We start from the raw sequence: 22667 nt of genomic DNA, 5'->3' as shown, positions 1-22667 counted from the left end.
ATGGCGCAAGAAGTACGCGGCGTGATCGCGGCGGGCAAGGACGAACCGGTGCGGGTGGAGACGATCGTGGTGCCCGATCCGGGCCCGGGCGAGGCCGTGGTACAGGTGCAGGCATGCGGGGTGTGTCACACCGATCTGCACTACAAACAGGGCGGCATCAGCGACGACTTCCCGTTCCTGCTGGGCCACGAGGCGGCGGGCGTGGTGGAGTCGGTCGGCGAGGGGGTCACCGACGTCGAGCCCGGGGACGTCGTCATCCTGAACTGGCGAGCAGTGTGCGGGAATTGCCGGGCCTGTCTGCGCGGCTGGCCCTGGTACTGCTTCAACACGCACAACGCCACGCAGAAGATGGCCCTGGCCTCGACCGGCCAGGAACTCTCTCCGGCACTCGGTATCGGCGCCTTCGCGGAGAAGACGCTGGTCGCGGCCGGGCAGTGCACCAAGGTCGACCCGTCGGTCGCCCCGCAGGTCGCCGGACTGCTGGGCTGCGGCGTGATGGCCGGGATCGGTGCCGCGATCAACACCGGGAACGTCGGCCGGGGCGGCACGGTCGCGGTGATCGGCTGCGGCGGTGTCGGGGACGCGGCGATCGCCGGGGCGAACCTGGCCGGGGCTGCGAAGATCATCGCCGTCGACATCGACGACCGCAAGCTGGCCACAGCCCGCACCATGGGCGCCACCCACACCGTCAACTCCAAGCAGACCGACCCCGTCGAGGCGATCCGCGAGCTGACCGGCGGCTTCGGCGCGGACGTCGTCATCGAGGCAGTCGGCCGCCCGGAGACCTACCGGCAGGCCTTCTACGCCCGCGACCTCGCCGGCACCGTCGTCCTCGTCGGCGTACCCACCCCGGAGATGAAGCTCGAACTCCCCCTCCTGGACGTCTTCGGACGCGGCGGCGCCCTGAAGTCCTCCTGGTACGGCGACTGCCTGCCCTCCCGCGACTTCCCGATGCTCATCGACCTGCACCTGCAGGGCCGCCTGGACCTGGAGGCATTCGTCACCGAGACCATCCAACTCGACGATGTGGAGAAAGCCTTCGAGCGGATGCACCACGGCGACGTCCTGCGCTCGGTGGTGATGCTGTGAGCGGAGCCGTACGCGTCGAGCGGGTCGTCACCGCCGGGATCTTCTCACTGGACGGCGGGACATGGGACGTCGAGAACAACGTCTGGATCGTAGGTGACGACCACGAGGCACTGGTCATCGACGCGGCCCACGACGCCGACGCCATCGCCGAGGCGGTCGGCGACCGTCGCCTTACGGCCATCGTGTGCACCCACGCCCACAACGACCACATCGACGCCGCGCCGTCACTGGCCGACCGCACCGGTGCGCCGATCTTCCTGCACCTGGACGACCGTCTGTTGTGGAAACACACGCATCCCGACCGGGATCCCGACGGCTACCTCTCGGACGGCCGCCGTCTCACCGTCGCCAGGACGAAACTGACGGTCCTGCACACCCCCGGGCACACTCAAGGCGCGGTGTGTCTCTACGCCGAGGAACTGGCCACGGTTTTCACCGGAGACACCCTCTTCCAGGGCGGGCCGGGGGCCACGGGACGTTCGTACTCGCACTTCCCGACGATCATCCGCTCAATCCGCGACCGTCTGCTGACGCTGCCGCCCGAAACCACGGTGCGTACCGGACATGGGGACGACACCACGATCGGCGCCGAGGCGCCGCATCTCGACGCGTGGATCGAGCGCGGTCGCTGACTGTCGGGTTCGCCCCCGGGGCGGCAGGGTGTACTGGGGCCCACTTCGTTGATGCGCCGATCCGGCGGTGAAGCCAGTTCCTTCATCCCGCTGGCGTCTGCCGAAGGGCACCGTGAGCAAGATCCGGACCATATCCGGACCAGCCCTGCAATGGACAAGGGCTGTCGCCTACTGAGCCCCGCCCGATCAGCCCCAAAGGCCGGAGTTCAACGCTGCGTAGTCAGCACCAAGTCAGCAATGGAGGCTGTTGCGGCATAGCGTCGGGGAACCGCGACAGTGGGTGGTGTGGAGGTAGATGGAGTGGACGGGCAGAACGAGGCCCGCTGTCATCCTCCGGCCGCCTCATCCCGTGTCCGCCCTGACCGCGCCCAGTGCACAATCAGTGCACACTTGCCCGGGAACTCGGGGGAAAACGAGGGAAGTGACGGGAAGCACGGCACGGCCGACACCGCAAAGGCCCAGCTCAGCAAAGGTCCTGCTCAGTCCCGGGCCGCCCCACGGGAACACGAACTGTCCCGCCAGGACAGCTCGTTCGTACCCGCAAATCCGCTCTGACCTGCGAGGGGTTCGCACGACGGCTCAGACGGACACATGGTTCGGGGCGGAAGCGTGCTCGATACCTCCAGCTGTCCGCCACAGCGCGGCCGAGAGCCACATCAGGATGACGCCGACCAGGACGTGCAGCGCACTGGTGAGCAGGGAGTCGGGCAGCGAGGTCAGGAACGCGAACAGTGGCAGGACGACGGCGTACCCCCACGACGGGACCCTCGGCAGGACGCGGGCCCGAATCATCGCTGCTCCGAACAGGGCGCAGCCCACGGCGAAGACCGCTGCGGAGCCGATGAGTGCGGGGATCGTGGGCCCGGTCAGGGTCTCCTCGATGACGTCGTCGTTGAAGTAGAACAGCACCAGGTTCGAGGCGAACGCGGCACCACCGAACAGGCCGAGCCCGACGAGGTTCACGGTGTGGGCGACCTCCGCGAGGCGCCCGCCGGCCGGGCCCTGCCGCCGGTGCAGCGCGGTGAGCAGCGGCAGGGCGAACGCGGAGGAGAGGGCGAGGGGGACGCTGGTCGCAGAGGTCTCCCCGGTGAACGCCTCGACCAGCGCGGGCAGGGCGATCAGCAGGCCGGACAGCAGCCCGCACAGGGCGCCGGCACGAAACGTCGATGTCGATGAGGTGAGGGACGAGGACATGAGGCCGCTCCGGGTGCTCGGTCTGGCTCGGACAGTGGGTCAGGGCCGTCACGGTAGGGAGCGGCAAGCAGGTGGCGGGAGGTGCAGGACGTCGGCCGTCGGCAGCCGGAAGTCACCGTCTTCCGGGCCGTGTTGTGCCGTTCGGCATGTGCCGATCGGCCCGAACCGGCCGGAGTTTCCCGCCGGTGTCCCTCGGCGGTCGCGTTCGGCCTAGCCTGGCGGCAGCGGGTGAGGGGGCGAGGGGGTGCGCATGGCGGCGTATGGGCCCGTGCGGTGGGTAGCGCCGCTGCTGTACGGCGCGGTGCTCGTCGGCGGTCTGTACTACGCGGCGGCCGGCCTGGGCGACGGCCCTGAGCCCGCGGCATGGCGGGTGTCGGGTTTTGTGGCCGCGATCGGGGCGCTGTTCGCTCTGGAAGCGGTCGGACGCCGCCGGCCCGGGGCCCGGGTGCCGCTGCTGCTGGCCCGGTGCGGACTGATCGGCGCTGTGGTGTTTCTCGACACCTCGGGCCTGTCCCAAGTGCTGTTCGTGCTGCTGCCGTTCACCGCCTACTTCGCCTTCGGCCGCACGACCGCGCTCGCGCTGGGCGCGCTGTGCCTGGCCGGGCCGCTCACCGCGTACGTGCTGACCGCACCCGGCTGGTATCGCGATCTGGAGCGCGTGTCCGACCTGCTGATGCTCTCCGTCGGCCTGGTGCTGGCGATCTCGATGGCCGCCGTGGCCGTCGGCGAACAGCGCGCCCGGCTCGAAGTGGAGAAGTACGCCGCGCGAGTCGCCGCGCTGTCCGCCGCCGCCGAGCGCAACCGGCTGGCCCGGGACATCCACGACAGTCTCGGGCACCATCTCACGGCGATGTCCGTGCAGTTGGAGATGGCCTCGGACTTCCGGGCCCTGGACCCCGACGCGGCTCAGAGGGCGCTGACCGAGGCGAGGCGGTCGGTGAGACTCGCGCTGGGAGACGTCCGGCAGTCGGTCCACGCGCTGCGGGGCGAGGCGGCGCACCCCACGCTGGCGGCCTCGCTGGCCGGCCTGGCACACAGCGGTGCGGCATCGCCGCAGGTCACCGTCGAGGTGAGCGGCGACGAGGACGGCTACAGCACGGCCGAGCTGACCGCCCTGTACCGGGCCGCGCAGGAGGGCGTGACCAACGCGCGCCGCCATGCGCGGGCCACGCGGGTGACGGTGGCCGTCCGCCTGGACGAGGACGCCGCGCGGCTGGAAGTGACCGACGACGGCCGCGGCTTCGCACCGGACGCGACCGTCACCGGGTTCGGGCTGCTCGGGATGAGGGAGCGGGTGCACCTGGTAGCGGGGAGCGTGGACATCGACAGCGGCCCGGACTCCGGTACCCGGCTGACGGTGACCGTTCCGTGCGGGAAGACGGGGGAACGATGACCACAGACAGCCAGGAGCCGGCGCCGCCGGTGCGGGTGCTGGTGGTGGACGACCAGCGGCTCATCCGGGACGGCATCGCCTCCCTGCTCTCCATCCGGCCGGGCATCGCCGTCGTCGGCACAGCCGTGGACGGCCGGGACGCCGTGGCGAAGGCACTGGAACTGAGCCCGGACGTCGTGCTCATGGACGTCCGGATGCCTGAGATGGACGGGGTCGAAGCGGTCGCCGTCCTGCGCGGCCGGGCGCCGGAGTGCAGCGTGGTGATGCTGACGACGTTCGACGACGAGGAGTACGTCGTACAGGCGCTGCGGGCGGGCGCCCACGGCTATCTCCTCAAGGATCTGCCGGCCGAGGAACTCGCCCACGCGGTACGCCTGGCACACGCGGGCGTCACCCAGCTCGACTCCTCCGTCACCCGCCACCTCACCGCCGCCCTGCCGTCCCCCTCCCCCGCCGACGCGCCTCCCGCCGTCTCGCTGAGCCCCCGCGAGACCGACATCCTGCGACTCCTGGCACACGGCCACACCAACCGGGAGATCGCCGCACGCCTGTACCTCAGCGAGGGCACGGTCAAGAACCACGTCTCCCGCATCCTCACCCGCCTCGCCCTGCGCGACCGCACCCAGGCGGCACTCCGCGCCCGGGACCTCGGCCTGCTGTGAGGCCGCGGCCTGCACAGACGCGGCGCGGATCACTCGACCGTTTAAGGGACGACGAATCAGAGCCGGCGCCGGACGTTCGTGGAACGGGTCTCGGGCCTGACCGAGCCACGCCGCCGTTCCTCGCCGGCGGCACGGTCGGCGATGAGGGCGGCGGCGATGAAACTCGGTGAGTGGCCGGGCCGGCGTCTGTGCGCAAAGCTGTGGCTCCACGGCCTACGCACCGCACTGCTGGGGCAACTGATTCCCGCCGTGCTGCCGCAGGCACCGCGGGTACTGGGCGTCGACGAGTTCGCCTGTGGAGAAGACGTGCCGCCGACACCGCGCTCCCGGACGCATGGCGGACGATCTTGGCAGGCAGGCATCATGGGAGTCCGACTTTGAAGGAGTGACGCCAGTGAGACTGGTCTCCGACCCCGGCTACAGCGAAGTGGATCTCTCCGCATCGGCGGAAGAACTGACGCGCTTGGCAAGTGCGGTGGCCCAGGGCGAGGGGCTGCTCAACTCCACCTCATCGCCGGGCAGCAACGCCCTGACCGGGGTCGAGGTCAGGAAGACTTCTGGCCCCGGGGTCCTTATCCACCGGGACGCCGAGCGGCAAATGCTGGTGATCAGCGGTGACTCCGCCGGCAGGGCGGTCCTCGCGGAGAATCTGCAGGCCATGGCCACTGCCGAGGACGGCGGTCATCTCCACATCGACTACTTCCCCGGGCACTTCTACCTCGCCGATGGGTCACTGCCCTTGGTGGTCAGCAGCCCTCACGGAGGCATGCCAGCCCGGTGAGTGGGCAGTTGGTCGCTGCGATCAGTGATCGTAGGGGTGTCGTTGACCGACTCGATCGGCTGTTCACCGCGCCGACGGCGACCGAGGCCACGACAACTCCGGCGCCGGCGCCGACGTCGACCCAGTCCACGCCGGGCGCCTGCGCTGTCGAGCTCCGGACCGCGTCGCGCGGTACCGGGGCTCTGCCACCTGCACCCTTCATTGATCATTTATCGGCGGTCATGTGGTCCTGATGTCGTCCACCCTCTCGCCCTCCGCCTGGGACGGCTCGGTTCTGGGCACGTCCGGGTGCTGCTCCATGGCCGCACGCTCGGCCGGTTCGTCGCGCTCGCCCTCGGCCTGGGATGGCGTGTGCGCGTACAGCCAGCGGTCGTAATCCGAGGCTCCGGTCTTCATGACGACCCTCCTTGGTCGCTCATCTCCCATGCTCCTCCCGAGACCGCAACGGGGCCACAGCGGCTCTGGGTGTTCAGAGGTCGACGTCGGCGGCGGCGCTGGTGTGGCCGGCCATGATGTCGAACGCTTCGTTGATCGCCGCTCGGACCTGGTCCCGGCGCACGCGGGCGATGTAGACGATGCGGACGCCGCCGGGCTCGACGGCCAACAGTTCCATGGAGGTCCGAGGCGCCGCACGGCTGCCTACGCGGAGGCCAACGCCGCCGCCCGCACGGCCGGGACAGCTCCTTCGTACCGGCCACGGCCTGGGCTTGAGGGCCGGGGCGCCGGCCCTCGGCGCGTCCCGGGCCGGGTTCAGCGCGCAGGGCTCAGCGCACGAGACAGGGCCGCTTGCCGTCGAAGGTCCAGTCCTTGACCAGGTACCGCATCGCGAGGGCGTCGTCGCGGGCCGACAGCTTCTTCTCCAGGTAGAGGTCCTGGGCCGCGAGGAGGCGGTCCCTGTCGAGGTGGACGCCGAGGCCGGGGGTGTCCGGGACGGCGACCTCGCCGTCGACGATCCGCGGGGGTTCGGTGGTCAGCCGTTCCAGGCCCTCCTGCCAGATCCAGTGCGTGTCAAGGGCGTTGTACTCACCGGGGGCGGCGGCCCCGCAGTGGGCCATCATCGCCAGGGAGATGTCGAAGTGGTTGTTGGAGTGGCAGCCCCAGGTCAGCCCCATCGCGTCGCAGAGCTGGGCGACGCGTACCGAACCCTGCATCGTCCAGAAGTGCGGGTCCGCGAGCGGGATGGAGACGGACTGCAGGGCCAGCGCGTGGGTCAGCTGACGCCAGTCCGTCGCGATCATGTTGGTCGCCGTGGGCAGCCCGGTGGCCCGGCGGAACTCCGCGAGGATCTCCCGCCCCGAGTAGCCGCCTTCAGCTCCGCACGGATCCTCGGCGTAGGCGAGCGTGCCGACGAGCGGCTTGCACAGTTCGACGGCTTCCCGGAGGGACCAGGCGCCGTTCGGGTCGAGGGTGATCCGGGCCTCGGGGAAGCGCTCCTTGAGCGCCCGTACCGCCTCGACCTCCTCGCTCCCGGGCAGGACGCCACCCTTGAGCTTGAAGTCGCGGAAACCGTACAGGTCATAGGTCGCCTCGGCCTGACGGACGATCGTCTCGGGGGTCAGCGCCTCCTCGTGCCGGATCCGGTACCAGTCCACGGCCGAGCCGGGTTCGCGTACGTACTCCAGGTCGGTCCGGTCGGGGTCGCCGACGTAGAAGAGGTAGCCGAGGACCCGTACGGAATCCCGCTGCTTCCCCTCGCCCAGGAGCGCGGCGACGGGAACCTCCAGGTGTTGCCCGAGGAGATCCAGAAGTGCCGACTCGACGGCGGTGACCGCGTGCACGGTGGTGCGCAGATCGAAGGTCTGGCCGCCCCTGCCGCCCCGGTCGCGATCCACGAACCTGTCGCCGATGGCCCGCAGGACGCGCTTGTAGTCGCCCACACGCGCGCCGACGACGAGGGATTCGGCGTCCCGCAGTGTCTGCGTGATCTTTTCCCCTCCTGGCACCTCCCCCAGTCCCGTACGCCCCTCGGAGTCCTCGAGGACGACGATGTTCCGGGTGAAGTACGGGCCGTGGGCACCGGAGAGGTTGAGCTCCATGGAATCCCGGCCGGCGACCGGGTGGACGGAGAACTTGGTGACGGTGGGCTGGCGCATGACTGGTCTCCGCTTCACAGGTTGAGGACGTCCAGGGCCCATTCGACGGCCAGTACGCCGCCCAGGCCCAGGATCGCGAGCACGGTCGTGTAGGTGGTGCGCGTCTTGATCGCGTCGATGACGGACAGGTTGAAGTACTCCTTGAACATCCAGAAGCCGGGGTCGTTCACGTGGGAGAACGCGATCGAGCCGCAGGAGACGGCCAGCACCATGATCTCTGGGTGGACTCCGCTGCCCGCGAGCAGCGGCAGCACCACGCCCGAGGCCGTGACGACGGCGACGGTCGCCGAGCCGAGGGCCACGCGGAGGATTGCCGCGATGAGCCAGGCGAGGACGATCGGCGAGATGGACCAGCCGTCGGTCGTGTCCTTGATGTAGTCGGAGATCCCGCCGTCGACGAGGACCTGCTTGAAGGCTCCGCCCGCGCCGATCACGAGCAGGATCATCGCCATCGCCTGGGCCGCCGACCGGCACGAGGCGCTGACCTCGTCAAGGCTGCGGCCGATCCGCGGGCCGAACGCCCACATGGCGATGCTCAGCGTCAACAGGAGGGCGACCGGCGCCGAACCGATGAAGGCGACGAAGTGCAGGACAGGACTGGTTCCGGACGCGGCCATGTCGGTCACGGCCGCCCCGGCGATCAGTACGACGGGCAGCAGGGCGACCGACAGCGACCAGGCCATGCCCGGCATCTCCTCCTCGTCGAAGACGCGTTCGCTGACCAGGCCCTTGGGGATGGAGGGGTTCATCGCCCGGACGAACGGAAGGCGCGGCCACAGCAGGGCGATGAGCGCGCCGGCGGGGAGGGCGATGAACAGGCCGTAGAACAGCGTCAGTCCGACCGAGGCGTCGAAGGAAGCGGCCACCGCGGTCGGTCCGGGGTGGGGCGGCAGGAAGCTGTGCATGGTGGACAGGGCGATCGACATCGGGAGCCCGACCCACAGCAGGTTCTTCCCGGTGACGCGCACGATGGTGAACGCGATCGGCACGATGATCACGAACGCGACCTCGTAGAACATCGTGACGCCGATGAGCATGGCCGTCAGCACCATGGCCACCTGCACCCAGCGCGGGCCGCACAGGTCGAGGAGCTTGCCGGCTATCCGCTGGGCCGCGCCGGAGTCCCCCATCACCCGGCCGACCATCGCGCCGAGCCCGATGACGAGCATCGTGTCGCCGATCTGTCCCCCGATGCCCTCCGAGAGGACCTCCGGGATCTTCTCCAGCTCGATCCCTTGGACCAGGCCGACGCCCACGGCCACGAGGAGAAGGGCGACAAAGCCGTTGAGTTTCAGCTTCGTCATCAGGAAGAGCAGGATCAGAACACTGATCCCGACGACAACAAGTGGCATGTACCAGTTCCCCTTTGAACCGTGGGCGCCGCCTCCACCACGCTGTCTTCATATGAAGACAGCATCCATGTATGAGGATGGAGGCTAGGCTTGTGGACGGGAACGGGTCAATGGGTGAGGGCCCATCGATTGCCGGCGAACTTACGAGACGGACTTACGATCGGCTCATGTCACAGGCTGGAGGCGTACCCGAGGTCAAGTCGGCGGTCCGTACTGTCGCGTTGCTCGAACTGCTCGCCGCACGAGGCGACCAGCCGGCGCGGCTGCGCGAGCTCTCCGAGGAGCTGGGCGTGCCCCGCAGCAGCATGTACGCGCTGCTGCAGACCCTCGTCGAGCACGGCTGGGTCCGCACGGATGCGACCGGTTCCCTGTACGGCATCGGGATCCGCGCGCTGCTCACCGGCACCAGCTATCTCGACAGTGACAAGCGGGTTCGTACGGTCCGCCCGTATCTCGACGAGGCCTCGGACGCACTCGGCGAGACCATCCACCTGGCACGCCTTGACGGCTCGGACGTCGTCTACCTCGCGACCCGCGAATCACACGAATACCTGCGCACGATCAGCCGGGTGGGCCGCCGCGTCCCCGCCCATGCCGGCGCCCTGGGCAAGGCCCTGCTCGCGGACCGTCCCGACGCCGAACTCCCCTTGCCCGACGAGCCGTTGACGGCCTGCACGGAGAACACGCACACCACCCGGACGACACTGCTCACCGACCTCGCCGAGGTACGCGAACGCGGCTACGCGATCGACCGCGAGGAAACCGTCCTCGGCATCGCCGGCTTCGGCTTCGCCCTGCGCTACGACACCCCGGCCACCGACGCCATCAGCTGCTCGGTACCAGTGTCCCGCCTCACGGAGGAGCATCAGCGACGCATCGTCGCCGTGATGCGGGAGGTCCGGGGGAAGATCGAGTCCCTGCTGCCGCCAACCTCTCGCGATCCTGGTTGGGAGTAGCCGCCCCGACCGGGAATGAGCATCCACGTATTCTTCGCCCGTGGCTGAGACCCATGAGACCGATGAGCATGAGACCGATGAGACCGAGCTGATGCGGCTTCCCGACATGCCGCTGCACGATCCGTTCATCGTCGCCGACAGCGAGTCCGGTACGTACTACCTCTACACGTCCAACGACCCGTCCGTATCGGGCGTGGACGGCACCGGCACGATGGTCTACCGCAGCAGCGACCTGCGCGACTGGACGCGTCCCGTCGTGGTCTTCCGGGCCGCCGAGCAGGAGGACATCTGGGCGAGCGACGGCGGATGGGCGCCGGAGGTGCACGCATGGGGCGGCAGGTACTACCTGTTCACCACGCTGCACGACCAGGACAAGCCGCTGCCGGTACCGCCGCCCGGTCAATGGGGCACGCCGTTCCAGCTCCCCAACCACATGCGCGGCACGATCACGGCCGTGTCCGACTCGCTGCTGGGGCCCTTCACCGTCGTCGACCCGGCGGGCCCCACCCCTCCCGAGCAGCTGATGACCCTCGACGGCACGCTCTACGTCGACCCGGCCGGGCAGCCCTGGATGGTGTACGCACACGAGTGGCTGCAGACCATCGACGGAACCATGGAAGCGATCCGGCTGGCTCCGGACCTGACCCGGACGATCGGAGATCCGGTCTTCCTGTTCAAGGCGTCGGACGCGTTCTGGATCAGCGAGCAGATCCCCGGCGGCGTACCGCACCAGCTCGCGCCCTACGTCACCGACGGCCCGCAGCTGTACCGCACCCCTGACGACTCCCTGCTCATGCTGTGGTCGACGTACGAGAAGAATGTGGCCGACCAGGACGGCACCATCAGCGGCGGCTATGTGCAGACGTACGCCGTCTCCAAGTCCGGTGACATCACCGGGCCTTGGGAACAGCGCCGCCCCTTGGTCCGCGACGACAGCGGTCACGGCATGCTGTTCCACACCTTCGACGGTGAGCTGATGATGATCCTGCACCGCCCGTTCGAGAACGCGCGCGGGAAGCTGTACGAGATGCAACTCCTCGGTCACGAACTACGGGTGCTCCGCCGGCGCACCGACCTCGACGGCGGCGGATGACGCGTCACCCCAGGTCCACCCACGTTCCCTGCTCGGCGGAGCGTGCCATGGCGTCCAGTGCCACCGCGCTCGCCACGGCGTCGGCCGCCGTCGGCCCGTACGGGACGCCCTCGGCGACCGAACGCACGAAGTGGTACGCCTCGATGACCTTCAGGTCGTCGTACCCCATGCTGTTGGCCGAGCCCGGCTGGAAGGCGGCGTACTCCCCGTGGCCGGGGCCGACGTACAGCGTGCTCACGGGCTGGTCCTGGTAACTGCTGCCGCGGCTGACGGCGAGCTCTCCCATCCGGCGGTAGTCCCAGAACACCGCGCCGGTGGTGCCATGGATCTCGAATCCGTAGTTGTTCTGCTCGCCGACCGAGACCCGGGACGCCTCCAGGACGCCGCGGGCGCCGGAGGCGAAACGGAGGAGGCAGTTGACGTAGTCCTCGTTCTCCACCGGGCCGAGTTCGCCGCCGGCGGCCCTGGCGTGACCGGCGGTGGCGCCGGTGGGGCGGGCCCGCTCGGGGATGAAGACGGCGGTGTCGGCGGTGAGGGAGGTGATGTCCCCGAGCAGGAAGCGGGCCAGGTCGACGCCGTGTGAGGCCAGGTCGCCCAGCACCCCGCTGCCCCCGCGCTCCCGCTCGTACCGCCAGCTCAGGGCACCCTCGGGGTGCGCCGCGTAGTCGCTGAACAGCCGGATGCGTACGTGTGTGACCGTGCCGATCTCGCCGGAGGCGACCAGTTCGCGGGCGGCCTCGACGGCGGGCGCGTTGCGGTAGTTGAAGCCGACCGTGCCCTGTACGCCCGCCTTGCCGAGGGCGTCGGCGACGGCCCTGGCGTCCTCGGCGGTCAGGCCCACCGGCTTCTCGATCCAGATGTGCTTGCCGGCCTCGGCCATCGCCACGCCGATCTCGCGGTGCAGGAAGTTCGGGGCGGTGATGCTCACCGCCCGCACCCGCGGATCGGCGGCCACCTCCCGCCAGTCGCGGACCGCGGACGCGAAACCGTACCGCCCCGCCGCCTCCTCGGCCCGGCCGGGCACCTCGTCCGCGACGGTGACCAGTTCGGGCCGCAGGGACAGCTGCGGGAAGTGGTGTGGCAGACGGGCGTACGCCTGCGTGTGCACGCGTCCCATCCAGCCGAACCCCACGACGGCGATGCCGAGCCCATTCACGATGACAGCCCTTCTGTGGACGTTGTTCCGACGTTGTACGAATCTTCGTGGGACCGGCGACGCCTGCCCCGTGATCAGCGCGGCCGAGCCGTGGTCCCCCGTATCACCAGGGAGGGAGCGAGGACGATCTCGCGGGGTGTGGTGCGGCCCTGGTCGAGGCGCTCGACGGCGGCCGTCACGGCCTGGCGGGCCTGTTCCTCGGCGTTCTGGCTGACGGTGGTCAGGTCGAAGGCGGCCAGCCGGGACAGGGTGTTGTCGTCGTAGCCGGCGACGGAGATGGTGCCGGGGACGTCGATGCCGGCCCGCCGGAAGGCGGTGAGCAGGCCTATGGCGCTCTGGTCGTTGTAGGCCACGACGGCGGTCGGCAGTTCACCGTCGTCGAGGAAGTGCCGGCCGGCCTTCTCCCCTGCCTCCTCGGTGATGTCCCCGTGCAGGATCCCGATCTGTTCGTCGAGTCCGTGGCGGCGCATGGCGCTGCGGTAGCCACGGCGCCGGTCGGTGGCGATGACACCCTTGCCGCCGTCGACGTAGGCGATCGTGCGGTGGCCGAGGCCCACCAGGTGGTCGACGATCTGGCCGACTCCGTCGTCGTCGGCGGTGCGGACGGCGTCCAGTTCGGCCCCGGTGATCCGGCGGCCCACGGAGATGACGGGCGCCCTTCGGTCGAGGTCGGCGAGTACGGAGGCGGGGGCCAACGGACCGAGGAGGATCAGCGCCTCGCAGCGGAAGGCCAGAAGCGTCTCGACGGCCGTGTTCTCGTCGCGGTTCGGAGTCAGGGCGCTCAGGACGAGGTCGTAGCCGACCTCCTCGGCAGCCGTGTGCAGGTGCTCGACCAGCTCGGCGTGAAAGGGGCTGTGGATGGCGACCATGACGCCGAGCAGCCGGCTGCGTCTGCTGGCCAGGGCGCTGGCGGTGCGGTCGGGGCGGTAGCCGAGTTCGGCGGCGGCCTTCAGGACGCGCTGCCGGGTGCGCTCGCTGGGCCCGGGCACGCCCCGCAGCACCAGCGACACCGACGCCGTCGACAGGCCGACGCGCGCGGCGACGTCCTCCAGGCGGGGACGCGGGATCGCGCCGTTGCCGCCCGCGGGGGCAGCGGAGCCGAGCTCGTCCACACGACCTCCCGTGGTTTGGGCAACACCCTTGACATCTGTCTGTGACGCCGCTGATAGTACCAGGGCTTAAAGCGCTTTAATCAGGGAGTGCGCACGACGAGGATCGCCCTCGACCCACACATGATCCGCAACGTCCCGCTGCTCGAACTGTCCGCCGTGGTCGCCGAGTTGGGCTACGACTGGATCGAGCTGTCGCCGCGGGAGGACTTCATCCCGTTCTTCCGCCACCCGCGCGTCGACGACGGCATTCGTCCCTCACATCGCGGGAGTCACATCGCAGGCCCGTCGTCGTCAGCGTGGCGGACGCAGGAAGCGACGACCACGAAGGGCCAGAGGGACTGGATACAGGTCACCACGCGTTCGGCGACGCCCGGGGCACCGTGGCGGTGCAGTTCGAGCAGGAACCATGCCGCGCCGACCGTCATCAATGCGGTCGCCGCGAGCGAGGGCGCGGGCCGAAGTCCCCAAGGCGTGCCCGTTCTACGATCGGCGGCCAGGACCGGCCACACCGCCAGGAGAGCGAATCCGACCCCGGCAATGAAACCGTGCCGCAGAGACCCCCCACTACTCGGTGCGGGGACCAATGCAACGCCCAGTGTCGCCGCTCCCCCGCCGGCCAGCGCCACACGCCCGGCGAGTGCGGCCGCACGCAGCCCCCAGGCGGTCAGCAGGTGGCAGACGCCCAGGGCGAGCAGCCCTCCGGTCACCACCCAGAATCCGGCGGCCCCGTACGCCGCCAGGACACTGATCGTCTGGGTGGCGGGGTCGTAGGCAGGCCCCTCCAACACCGCCGCGATCGCCCAGCCTCCGGCCAGCAGGACGGGCGCGCACCCCGACGAGAGCAGGGCCCACCTAGAAACAAGTCGCATCAGGGCACCGTAAAACGCCCATACACGGAGATACGGTTCCTGTTCCGGTCAGTCCCCCGCTTCACTCCCGGTACGGCGTCACGTCACCCGCGATCCGGGCGAAGGGTCTCCCCATGTACCGGCCGGCACGGGCAAGGCACTCACCGGCGTCGGCCATCTCTACCGACTGACGCCGCCCCCGGCCGGCGGTGTGTCCGTCGGCCGGGGGCGGCGGGTGCGGGCTCGTCACCAGGGCAGGAGGCGGGCTACGCCGGCCCGCCGGCAGGTGACGCTGCTGTCGACGGGCGAGGTGAAGGCGCCCGGCGCGGAGGTCAGCTGGGGAAAGGAACGGCGTCGGCGGGGTCAGCGTGCCAGTTGGTGGCGATGGGCCTGTCGACCGTGACGGTGTGGGGGAGGTCGAGGGTGATGGCGTTGGTCTCGTCGCCTTGGACGGAGAGGTGGAGCAGGTCGAACTGCCTGCCGTTGTCGTCGTTGGTGGGCTTGGGGTTGATGCCGGCGTAGGCGGCGGTGGCCCCGGAGAGAGTGACGTTGTCGCTGACGCCCTGCTCGGCGGGCGACACCTGGGTGTCGGCGGCGGAGCCGAAGGACGCGGAGGGGAAGACGCCCTCCAGGTAGCAGGTGACGCCGGACTTGGCCTTGGCGGTGACGAGGAGGTAGCCACCCGCCTGCGTCTCCGAGCTGACCGTGAAGGTCAGGTCGTTGGTTCCGCAGGCCTGCACGGTGTTGCTTCCGCTGTCGGCGGTTGCGGTGGCGGTTGCGGTTGCGGTGAGGACAGCCGCCGCGGCTGCGGCCAGGGCGAGGCGGGCGGAACGGGTGGCAAGGCGCGAACGCATCGAGATCTCCATGGTGCGGAAGTGGGTCGTCCAGCGGGCTGCTTGGACGACCGCAGCTTGTTCCGCGATCCGTCCCGTCCGCCACAAAAGGCGGTCACTACGGGACGCTGGAATGCTGGAACGGGCTCTGACCAGCGGAGACACCGACGGCCTGGAACGGATGGCTGGGACGGGGGCCCTCTGTCTCTTTCGTCAAGCGAGGCGTACACGACCCACTCACCACAAGAAGGGCACAAAACCCCGTCGCATGGAGCAATCGGCAGGTTGAGGCAGAGCCGAAAGGCTCTGCCTCGGGCTGAATCCCGGGCAGAATCGGCCCGTATGGGCGGATCGCGCTCGGTAACTCCCCTCAAACGGGCAACCGACTCGGGATATTTGACTCTGTCGGCGAGCGCTCCCGATCGATGAGACTTCTCCCAGAAGGCACACCTCAGGTCCAACGGCCCCATACCAGGGGCATTCGGATGGCGCGGCCGGATCCCGCGCCCGAAAGCCAAGGACCCATGTAGGTGGCACGTTCCGACGCGGCTGACCACATCGCGGGCTCGGGAGGCGGATTTCATCCGTCCCCTCATGCCCGGGGCAGCCGCACCCTCATCGTCGAATTCCGCTGTCGAATCCCGCTTCGGCCAGACATATACAAGCCATCAGCGTCCTTCCCCCCAACTCCGTGGCACCATCCGGTGCCCCGAAAAAGGAAGCCGAATGAGCACTCTTGCAGTTCCCCCTGCCCAGCCAGCCCCCTCGCACCGCCGGCGACGCAACCGCACCCTCCTGCTGGTCACCATCGGCATCACCGCGTTGGCGGTCCTCGCCTACGTGCTGATCAGGCCCGACTCCGCGAAGGCCGCCGGAGAGGACTTGGAGTACGTCGTGAACGGGGACGGCACGAGCGTCGCCTTCTTCGACAACTTCAACGACGTCGAACTCCAGATGGACCTCACCGCCCTCAAGCAGGAGCCCGGCACCGCGGAAAAGGCCGACGTCGACGCGGCGTTCGCGGAGGCCAACGAGGTGTCCCGGCAGGTCACCGGCTGGAACCTGGACACCGACATCCCGAAGATGAAGGCAGAGGCCGAGAAGTTCCGCAACGAGATAGCCGGCGCGGACTTCGGGACCAGTGAAAACGACCGCAAGCTCCAGGACATGACCGCGGCGCTGTTCGCCAACAACGACGACAAACTCGGTGCGGACTGCCGCGACCGCTGCCTCGCCCATCCGACCGGCACCCAGTTCACCCGTACCGTGCTCCTGGGCGGCACCGCGATCATCGGCGGCCTGATCCTGGCGGCTACCGGCGTTACCGGAGTCGGCGCCGCCGGGGCCATGGTGGGCATCGTGTGGGGCGTCAACCTGCTGATCCTGGCCACGGAGCTCATCGACCGCCAGCGGGCCAACGCCGATGCCGCCCAGGAGGCCGGCGTGCGGCAGCAGGCCAACCGTGCCATGGTCCAGATGATGACGCTCGGCCAAACCGCCCTGCAGCGGGCCTTCGAGCAGGCCGGCGACCGCAACGCCGTCGAGGTCGCGGCGGAGAACTCCGCGACCGCCTCGTACGCCCGCCAGAACGGCGATGACCCCCAGCCCGAGCCCGACCAGGCGTTCATCGACGAGATGGACATGATCCTCGACCGGGTCTGACAGGCCCGCGAATCACTGGAGTCCCGCCTCTGTGCCGACGACCGGCGCAGGGGCGGGGCCCTGTCCACTCATGACACTCCCCGGGCGGACTCCGCCCGGCCCGGGTTCCAGGCGTTGCAACACCCCAGTTCAGCCGATGCGCTGCTCTGCCCTCCGACCCGGTTGCACATCCACCGCGGCCCGCCGCGTCCCTGACGCGCAGCGGGCCGCACTCATTTCCGTGCTCCGTCGCTGCGCCGCGCGCATCAGCCGACCCCGCAGGTGACCGGATGCCCACGCATGATCCCGGCCACGTGTCCGGATCCGTCCGGAAGAACGGGCAGCGAACGGGCACACAGCCGTCGTCGAGCGGGCAGCAGCCTCCCGCCCTGCGGAACCCGCCACCGCATCATCCAGGGGATCCGCACTCCGAAATACGGGCACATTCGGTCATCAACTGCATTACGACGAACCTGGTCAGCAAGGGCAATCCCCTTGTAGAAATTGGGCCACCAGAGCCCGATCGGGCCAGGCTCCGGGAAACAGTCGGCGCGGGTACAGCGCCCAGAGCCGTGAAACGGAGGTGTCGCCGTGGACGCCGAGGAACGAAGACGCGGAATTCTGGAAACGGCACGCCGTTCCGGATCCGTGGACGTAGGAAAGCTCGCCGCCGAACTCGGGGTCTCCAAGGAGACCGTGAGGCGTGATCTGAACCTGCTGGAGGCGCAAGGGCTGGTCCGGCGTACGCACGGCGGTGCCCATCCCGTGGAGAGCGCGGGCTTCGAGACCACGCTCGCCTTCCGTACGACCGAGCACGTCCCCGAGAAGTCCCGGATCGCGGCCGCCGCAGCCGCGCTGCTCGGGGACGCCGAGACCGTCTACATCGACGAGGGCTACACCCCGCAACTCATCGCCGCCGCCCTCCCCCGCGAGCGTCCACTGACCGTGGTCACCTCCTCGCTGGCCACCGCATCGGACCTGGCCTCCGCCCAGAACATCACCGTGCTGCTGCTCGGCGGCAGGGTGCGTGGCGGGACGCTGGCCACGGTCGACCACTGGGCGACCCGCATGCTGTCCGACTTCGCCATCGACCTGGCGTACGTCGGCGCGAACGGCATCTCCCGCGAGTACGGACTCACCACCCCTGATCCCGCGGTCAGTGAGGTGAAGGCCGAGGTCATGCGGGTCGCCAAACGCCGGGTGTTCTCCGGCGTCCATGCGAAATTCGGCGCCATGAGCTTCTGCCGATTCGCTGACGTGACGGATTTTGAAGCCATCGTCACCGACACGGGGCTGCACAGTTCCGAGGCCCACCGCTACGCACTGCTGGGTCCCCAGGTCATCCAGGCCTGAGCCGCAGTTCATCTCCCCATTCCACCCCGTAAGGCCGGGGTCCTGGTTCCCCATGCCCTCGAACACTCCTGGAGTCAGTCATGCGCACACGAAGAATGATCCATGTCATCGCCACGGCCACGGCCGCAAGCTCACTGCTGGTCGCCTGTAGCGGGGCGGGCGGCTCCTCGAGCTCCGGTGACGGCGAGAGCATCAATGTGCTGATGGTCGGCAATCCGCAGATGGAGGACATCGCGAAACTGACGAAGAGCACGTTCACGAAGGACACCGGGATCAAGGTGAACTTCACGATCCTTCCGGAGAACGAGCTGCGGGACAAAGTCACCCAGGACATCGCCACCCAGGCCGGCCAGTACGACGTGGCGACCATCGGCGCGTACGAGGTGCCGATCTGGGAGCAGAACGGCTGGCTGCAGGAGCTGGGCTCCTACGCCGACAAGGACAAGAGCTTCGACAAGGCCGATCTGCTCAAGCCGATGGTCAAGTCGCTGTCCGGTGAGGACGGCAAGCTGTACGCACTGCCGTTCTACGGCGAGTCGTCCTTCCTGATGTACAACAAGGAGGTCATGGCGCAGAAGGGCATCACGATGCCCGAAAAGCCGACCTGGCAGCAGGTCGCCGCCATCGCCGCGAAGGTGGACGGCGCCCGGCCGGGGATGAAGGGCATCTGCCTGCGTGGTCTGGCCGGCTGGGGCGAGCTGGGGGCGCCGCTGACCACCATGGTGAACACCTTCGGCGGCACCTGGTTCACCGAGGACTGGAAGGCGCAGGTCAACAGCCCGAAGTTCAAGGAGGCGACGAACTTCTACGTCGACCTGGTGAAGAAGCACGGTGAGGCGGGCGCGTCGCAGGCCGGGTTCACCGAGTGTCTGAACGCGATGAGTCAGGGCAAGGTCGCGATGTGGTACGACGCGACCAGTGCGGCCGGGTCGTTGGAGGACCCCAAGTCCAGCAAGGTGGCCGGCAAGGTCGGCTACGCGTACGCCCCGACGGTCGAGACCGCCAACAGTGGCTGGCTGTGGGCCTGGGCGTGGGCGATGCCCAAGACCACCAAGAAGGCGGACGCGGCCTCGAAGTTCATGCTGTGGGCCTCCAGCAAGGAGTACGAGGAGCTGGTCGGCGAGGAGCTGGGCTGGTCGCGGGTGCCGGCCGGCAAGCGGGCCAGCACGTATGCGAACCCCGAGTACGCCAAGGCGTCCGCGGCGTTCGGTGACGTCACCTTGCAGTCCATCCAGCAGGCCAACCCGTCCGACCCGGGTGTGCAGCCCAGGCCGACGGTGGGGATCCAGTTCGTGGCCGTCCCCGAGTTCCAGGACCTGGGCACCAAGGTGACCCAGGAGATCTCCGCGGCCATCGCCGGAAAGACCAGCGTGGACAAGGCGCTCAGCGACGGCCAGAAGCTCGCCGAGGAAGTCGCCAAGAAGCAGAAGTGACCCTTGGACGCCCGGCCGGCCATGGCGCCGGCCGGGCACGGCACCGTCTCCCCTACCCGGCCGTCACCGGCCAAGGACAGTCCATGACCACGCTCACCGCTGCACCCAAGACCACACCGCCACCCGTGCGTACCCGCAAGCCCACCGGCATCAACAAGTGGCGGCGGCGCATCCCGCTGCTGCCGGCGCTGATCTTCACCATCGTCGTGACGCAACTGCCCTTTGTGGCCACCCTCGTCATCTCCACCTTCCACTGGAACATCCTCAGGCCGGGAGACCGGCGCTTTGTGGGCCTGTCCAACTTCACGTTCGTCTTCTCCGACGAGCGGCTGCGCACGGCGGTGCTCAACACCGTCGTACTCACCGCATCGGTGGTCCTCATCAGCGTGCTGTTCGGCCTGGGCCTGGCGCTGCTGCTGGACCGCAGGTTCGTCGGCCGCGGCCTGGCCCGCACCCTGCTCATCGCCCCGTTCCTGGTCATGCCGGTCGCCGCCTCCCTGTTGTGGAAGCACGCCCTCTACAACCCCGACTACGGCCTGCTCAACGGCACCCTCAACGCCGTCTACCGCCTCTTCGGCGCCGACAACGGCCCCACCATCGACTGGATTTCGTCCTACCCGATGCCGGCCGTGGTGATCTCCCTGGTGTGGCAGTGGACCCCGTTCATGATGCTGATCCTGCTGGCCGGCCTGCAGGCGCAGCCCGGTGACGTCCTGGAGGCGGCCCGCGTCGACGGGGCCTCCCCCCTGGCGACCTTCCGCCACATCACGCTGCCGCACCTGCGCCAGTACCTGGAGCTGGGCATCCTGCTCGGCACCATCTACGTCGTGCAGACCTTCGACGCGGTCTACAGCATCACCCAGGGCGGCCCCGGCAAGCAGACCACCAACCTGCCCTACGAGATCTACCTGACCATGTTCCGCAAGTACGAGTACGGCGAGGCGGCCGCCGCCGGAGTCGTCGTCGTCCTCGGCTCGATCGTGATCGCGACCTTCGCGCTGCGCACCATCGCATCCCTGTTCCGCGAGGAGATATCCCGATGACCCACGCAGCCCTCCCCGCACCCGGAGCAGGGATCAGGAAACTGATCCGCCGCCGCGACCGGCAGGGTGAGCACGGTGGTGCGCCCAGGTTGTCGCCGCTGTGGACGTTCGTCGCCTGGCTCGCCACCCTGGCGTTCTTCGCCCCGGTGGCCTGGATGGTGCTCACCTCCTTCCACCAGGAGGCCGACGCCGCGACCAACCCGCCCACCCCGCTGGCCGCGCTCACCACCGACCAGTACGAACTGCTGTTCAGCCGGGACATCACCCCCTTCCTCCTCAACTCGGCCATGGCCAGCGTGATTTCGACGCTGCTGGTGCTCGCCCTGGCGGTGCCGACGGCCTACGCGCTGTCCATCAAGCCGGTCGAGAAGTGGACCGACGTGATGTTCTTCTTCCTGTCCACCAAGTTCCTCCCCGCGATCGCGGCCCTGCTCCCGGTCTACATGATCGTCAAAGAGGTCGGGATGCTGGACAACGTCTGGACGCTGATCGTCCTGTACACCGCGATGAACCTGCCGATCGCGATCTGGATGATGCGTTCCTTCCTCGCCGAGGTCCCCAAGGAGATCCTGGAGGCCGCCGAGGTCGACGGCGCGGGCCTGCTCACCGTGCTGTGGCGGGTCGTCGCACCGATCGCCATGCCCGGACTCGCCGCCACCTCGCTGATCTGCTTCATCTTCAGCTGGAACGAGTTCATGTTCGCCGTCAACCTCACCGCCACCCAGGCCTCCACCGCCCCGGTGTTCCTGGTCGGCTTCATCACCAACGAAGGCCTCTTCCTGGCCCGGCTGTGCGCCGCGGCCACCCTGGTCTCCCTGCCCGTCCTCATCGCCGGCTTCGCCGCCCAGGACAAACTCGTCCGCGGCCTGTCCCTGGGAGCCGTCAAGTGAAAGCCGCTGTCATCGAAGCCCCCGGCAAGGTCACCGTCACCACGGTGCCCGACCCCGCTCCCGGACCGCGCGAGGTCGTGGTCGATGTGGCGGCCTGCGGGCTGTGCGGGACCGATCTGCACATCCTGCAGGGCGAGTTCGCACCGACCCTGCCGGTCGTTCCGGGCCACGAGTTCGCCGGGGAGGTCGTGGGCCTCGGCAGCGAGGTCACCGAACTCGCGATCGGCGACCGGGTCGCCGTGGACCCCTCGCTGTACTGCAACGAGTGCCGCTCCTGCCGGGCGGGACGCAACAACCTCTGCGACCGATGGCAGGCGATCGGTGTGAGCGTGGCCGGCGGCGCCGCCGAGTACGCCGTGGCGCCCGTCGCCAACTGCGTACGACTGCCGGACCACGTGGACGTCCAGGACGCGGCGCTGATCGAGCCGCTGTCCTGCGCCGTGCGTGGCTACGACGTGCTCAACAGCAGGCTCGGCTCGCATGTGCTGATCTACGGCAGCGGGACGATGGGCCTGATGATGCTGGAGCTGGCCAAGCGCACCGGTGCCGCATCGGTGGAGGTCGTCGACGTCAACCCGAAGCGGCTGGCGACGGCAGAGAAGCTGGGCTGTTCCCAAGCTGCGCTCTCTGCCGAGGAGTTGGGACGACCGGGTGGCTGGGACGTGGTGGTCGACGCGACCGGCAATGCCGCCGCCATCCAGGACGGCCTGGAACGGGTCGCCAAGGCCGGCACCTTTCTGCAGTTCGGGGTCTCCGACTACGCGACCACGGCCACCATTTCGCCGTACCGCATCTACAACCAGGAGATCACTATCACCGGCTCCATGGCCGTCCTGCACAGCTACGAGCGCGCGGCGGAACTGTTCGCCACCGGGGTACTCGATCCCCAGGTCTTCATCAGCCACCGCCTGCCGCTGACGGAGTACCCGCAGGCACTGGACCGGTTCGCAGCCGGCCAGGGACGGAAGATCGTCGTGCTGCCCTGACCTGTATCTCTACGCCATGGCCAACGCCCACCCGGACGTCCTGGCAGCCGCGCGCCACCGTGCGCCCTCCAACGACGAGGACGGCGTCGCCCAGGGGTTCGTCGCCGCGCTCGTACGCCGATAGACG

The 22667-nt window shown here is 69.0% G+C and carries 22 protein-coding genes and 2 pseudogenes; 15 read left to right on the top strand and 9 right to left on the bottom strand.

What is annotated here, in order from left to right:
* The gene (locus tag IEZ21_RS35900) at nt 1-1089 is read left to right on the top strand and encodes an S-(hydroxymethyl)mycothiol dehydrogenase (RefSeq protein ID WP_189326004.1); all 1089 of its coding nucleotides are present in this window, start codon (nt 1-3) and stop codon (nt 1087-1089) included.
* The gene (locus IEZ21_RS35895) at nt 1086-1721 is read left to right on the top strand and encodes an MBL fold metallo-hydrolase (RefSeq protein ID WP_189326003.1); all 636 of its coding nucleotides are present in this window, start codon (nt 1086-1088) and stop codon (nt 1719-1721) included. The genes IEZ21_RS35900 and IEZ21_RS35895 overlap by 4 nt, the downstream gene beginning before the upstream one ends.
* A 579-nt stretch (nt 1722-2300) precedes the next feature.
* On the opposite strand, the gene IEZ21_RS35890 is transcribed toward IEZ21_RS35895, so the two are convergent.
* Nucleotides 2301-2915 carry a hypothetical protein gene (locus tag IEZ21_RS35890; protein ID WP_189326002.1) on the bottom strand — a complete coding sequence of 205 codons (615 nt, stop codon included), beginning with the start codon at nt 2913-2915 and terminating at the stop codon, nt 2301-2303.
* 250 nt (nt 2916-3165) lie between these two features.
* On the opposite strand from IEZ21_RS35890, the gene IEZ21_RS35885 reads away from it, so the two are divergent.
* The 3 genes from IEZ21_RS35885 (at nt 3166) to IEZ21_RS35875 (ending at nt 5751) form a co-directional block, all read left to right on the top strand.
* A complete protein-coding gene (locus tag IEZ21_RS35885; protein WP_189326001.1) occupies nt 3166-4308 on the top strand; it encodes a sensor histidine kinase in 1143 nt (380 codons plus the stop codon).
* Complete coding sequence (locus IEZ21_RS35880) at nt 4305-4970, top strand: response regulator (RefSeq protein ID WP_189326000.1); 666 nt, start codon at nt 4305-4307, stop codon at nt 4968-4970. The genes IEZ21_RS35885 and IEZ21_RS35880 overlap by 4 nt, the downstream gene beginning before the upstream one ends.
* 394 nt (nt 4971-5364) lie before the next feature.
* Nucleotides 5365-5751, top strand: a complete 387-nt coding sequence (locus IEZ21_RS35875; RefSeq protein WP_189325999.1) for an Imm32 family immunity protein — start codon at nt 5365-5367, stop codon at nt 5749-5751.
* 219 nt (nt 5752-5970) lie between these two features.
* Here the strand turns inward: IEZ21_RS35875 and IEZ21_RS35870 are convergent, their stop codons facing one another.
* The 4 genes from IEZ21_RS35870 to IEZ21_RS35855 form a co-directional block, all read right to left on the bottom strand.
* Entirely contained in the window at nt 5971-6147 is a 177-nt protein-coding gene (locus IEZ21_RS35870; RefSeq protein ID WP_189325998.1) for a hypothetical protein, read from the bottom strand.
* A gap of 73 nt (nt 6148-6220) precedes the next feature.
* Nucleotides 6221-6364 (bottom strand): hypothetical protein, encoded by a 144-nt coding sequence (locus tag IEZ21_RS35865; protein ID WP_189325997.1) that lies wholly within the window; start codon nt 6362-6364, stop codon nt 6221-6223.
* 151 nt (nt 6365-6515) lie between these two features.
* Entirely contained in the window at nt 6516-7844 is a 1329-nt protein-coding gene (locus tag IEZ21_RS35860) for an enolase C-terminal domain-like protein (RefSeq protein WP_189325996.1), read from the bottom strand.
* A 14-nt stretch (nt 7845-7858) separates the two neighbouring features.
* Complete coding sequence (locus tag IEZ21_RS35855; RefSeq protein ID WP_189325995.1) at nt 7859-9196, bottom strand: gluconate:H+ symporter; 1338 nt, start codon at nt 9194-9196, stop codon at nt 7859-7861.
* 167 nt (nt 9197-9363) lie between these two features.
* On the opposite strand from IEZ21_RS35855, the gene IEZ21_RS35850 reads away from it, so the two are divergent.
* The gene (locus tag IEZ21_RS35850) at nt 9364-10152 is read left to right on the top strand and encodes an IclR family transcriptional regulator (RefSeq protein ID WP_189325994.1); all 789 of its coding nucleotides are present in this window, start codon (nt 9364-9366) and stop codon (nt 10150-10152) included.
* A 91-nt stretch (nt 10153-10243) separates the two neighbouring features.
* Nucleotides 10244-11245 (top strand): glycoside hydrolase family 43 protein, encoded by a 1002-nt coding sequence (locus tag IEZ21_RS35845; protein WP_189326072.1) that lies wholly within the window; start codon nt 10244-10246, stop codon nt 11243-11245.
* 4 nt (nt 11246-11249) lie between these two features.
* On the opposite strand, the gene IEZ21_RS35840 is transcribed toward IEZ21_RS35845, so the two are convergent.
* Nucleotides 11250-12404 carry a Gfo/Idh/MocA family protein gene (locus tag IEZ21_RS35840; protein ID WP_189326071.1) on the bottom strand — a complete coding sequence of 385 codons (1155 nt, stop codon included), beginning with the start codon at nt 12402-12404 and terminating at the stop codon, nt 11250-11252.
* 71 nt (nt 12405-12475) lie between these two features.
* Entirely contained in the window at nt 12476-13513 is a 1038-nt protein-coding gene (locus tag IEZ21_RS35835; protein WP_189325993.1) for a LacI family DNA-binding transcriptional regulator, read from the bottom strand.
* Between the two features lie 120 nt (nt 13514-13633).
* On the opposite strand from IEZ21_RS35835, the pseudogene IEZ21_RS48045 reads away from it, so the two are divergent.
* Nucleotides 13634-13756 (top strand): annotated as a pseudogene (locus IEZ21_RS48045) (sugar phosphate isomerase/epimerase); the annotation flags it as partial.
* A gap of 26 nt (nt 13757-13782) precedes the next feature.
* Here IEZ21_RS48045 and IEZ21_RS35830 read toward each other — a convergent pair.
* Entirely contained in the window at nt 13783-14382 is a 600-nt protein-coding gene (locus tag IEZ21_RS35830; RefSeq protein WP_189325992.1) for a DUF998 domain-containing protein, read from the bottom strand.
* A 311-nt stretch (nt 14383-14693) separates the two neighbouring features.
* Nucleotides 14694-15215, bottom strand: coding sequence for a DUF4232 domain-containing protein (locus IEZ21_RS35825; protein ID WP_189325991.1), 522 nt, complete (start codon nt 15213-15215; stop codon nt 14694-14696).
* 705 nt (nt 15216-15920) lie between these two features.
* Here IEZ21_RS35825 and IEZ21_RS35820 point away from each other — a divergent pair.
* The 7 genes and pseudogenes from IEZ21_RS35820 to IEZ21_RS35790 all read left to right on the top strand — a co-directional run.
* Complete coding sequence (locus tag IEZ21_RS35820; RefSeq protein ID WP_189325990.1) at nt 15921-16856, top strand: hypothetical protein; 936 nt, start codon at nt 15921-15923, stop codon at nt 16854-16856.
* A gap of 570 nt (nt 16857-17426) precedes the next feature.
* Nucleotides 17427-18188 carry a DeoR/GlpR family DNA-binding transcription regulator gene (locus IEZ21_RS35815; RefSeq protein ID WP_189325989.1) on the top strand — a complete coding sequence of 254 codons (762 nt, stop codon included), beginning with the start codon at nt 17427-17429 and terminating at the stop codon, nt 18186-18188.
* Between the two features lie 80 nt (nt 18189-18268).
* On the top strand, nt 18269-19621 hold the full coding sequence (locus IEZ21_RS35810) for an ABC transporter substrate-binding protein (protein WP_213089396.1): 1353 nt from the start codon (nt 18269-18271) through the stop codon (nt 19619-19621).
* Nucleotides 19622-19704: 83 nt separating this feature from the next.
* Nucleotides 19705-20664: a carbohydrate ABC transporter permease gene (locus IEZ21_RS35805; protein ID WP_189325988.1), complete on the top strand. Its 960-nt coding sequence runs from the start codon at nt 19705-19707 to the stop codon at nt 20662-20664.
* Nucleotides 20661-21554 carry a carbohydrate ABC transporter permease gene (locus IEZ21_RS35800; RefSeq protein ID WP_189325987.1) on the top strand — a complete coding sequence of 298 codons (894 nt, stop codon included), beginning with the start codon at nt 20661-20663 and terminating at the stop codon, nt 21552-21554. Before IEZ21_RS35805 ends, IEZ21_RS35800 begins: the two co-directional genes overlap by 4 nt.
* Nucleotides 21551-22540 carry a zinc-dependent alcohol dehydrogenase family protein gene (locus IEZ21_RS35795; RefSeq protein ID WP_189325986.1) on the top strand — a complete coding sequence of 330 codons (990 nt, stop codon included), beginning with the start codon at nt 21551-21553 and terminating at the stop codon, nt 22538-22540. The genes IEZ21_RS35800 and IEZ21_RS35795 overlap by 4 nt, the downstream gene beginning before the upstream one ends.
* 10 nt (nt 22541-22550) lie before the next feature.
* Nucleotides 22551-22664: pseudogene (locus IEZ21_RS35790) on the top strand (HAD hydrolase family protein); the annotation flags it as partial.
* Nucleotides 22665-22667: the final 3 nt, after the last annotated feature.

The organism is Streptomyces flaveus (assembly GCF_014647675.1).
Lineage (GTDB): Bacteria > Actinomycetota > Actinomycetes > Streptomycetales > Streptomycetaceae > Streptomyces > Streptomyces flaveus.
Note: the sequence above shows the minus strand (reverse complement) of the source record. Positions and strands in the feature narration are given on the sequence as shown.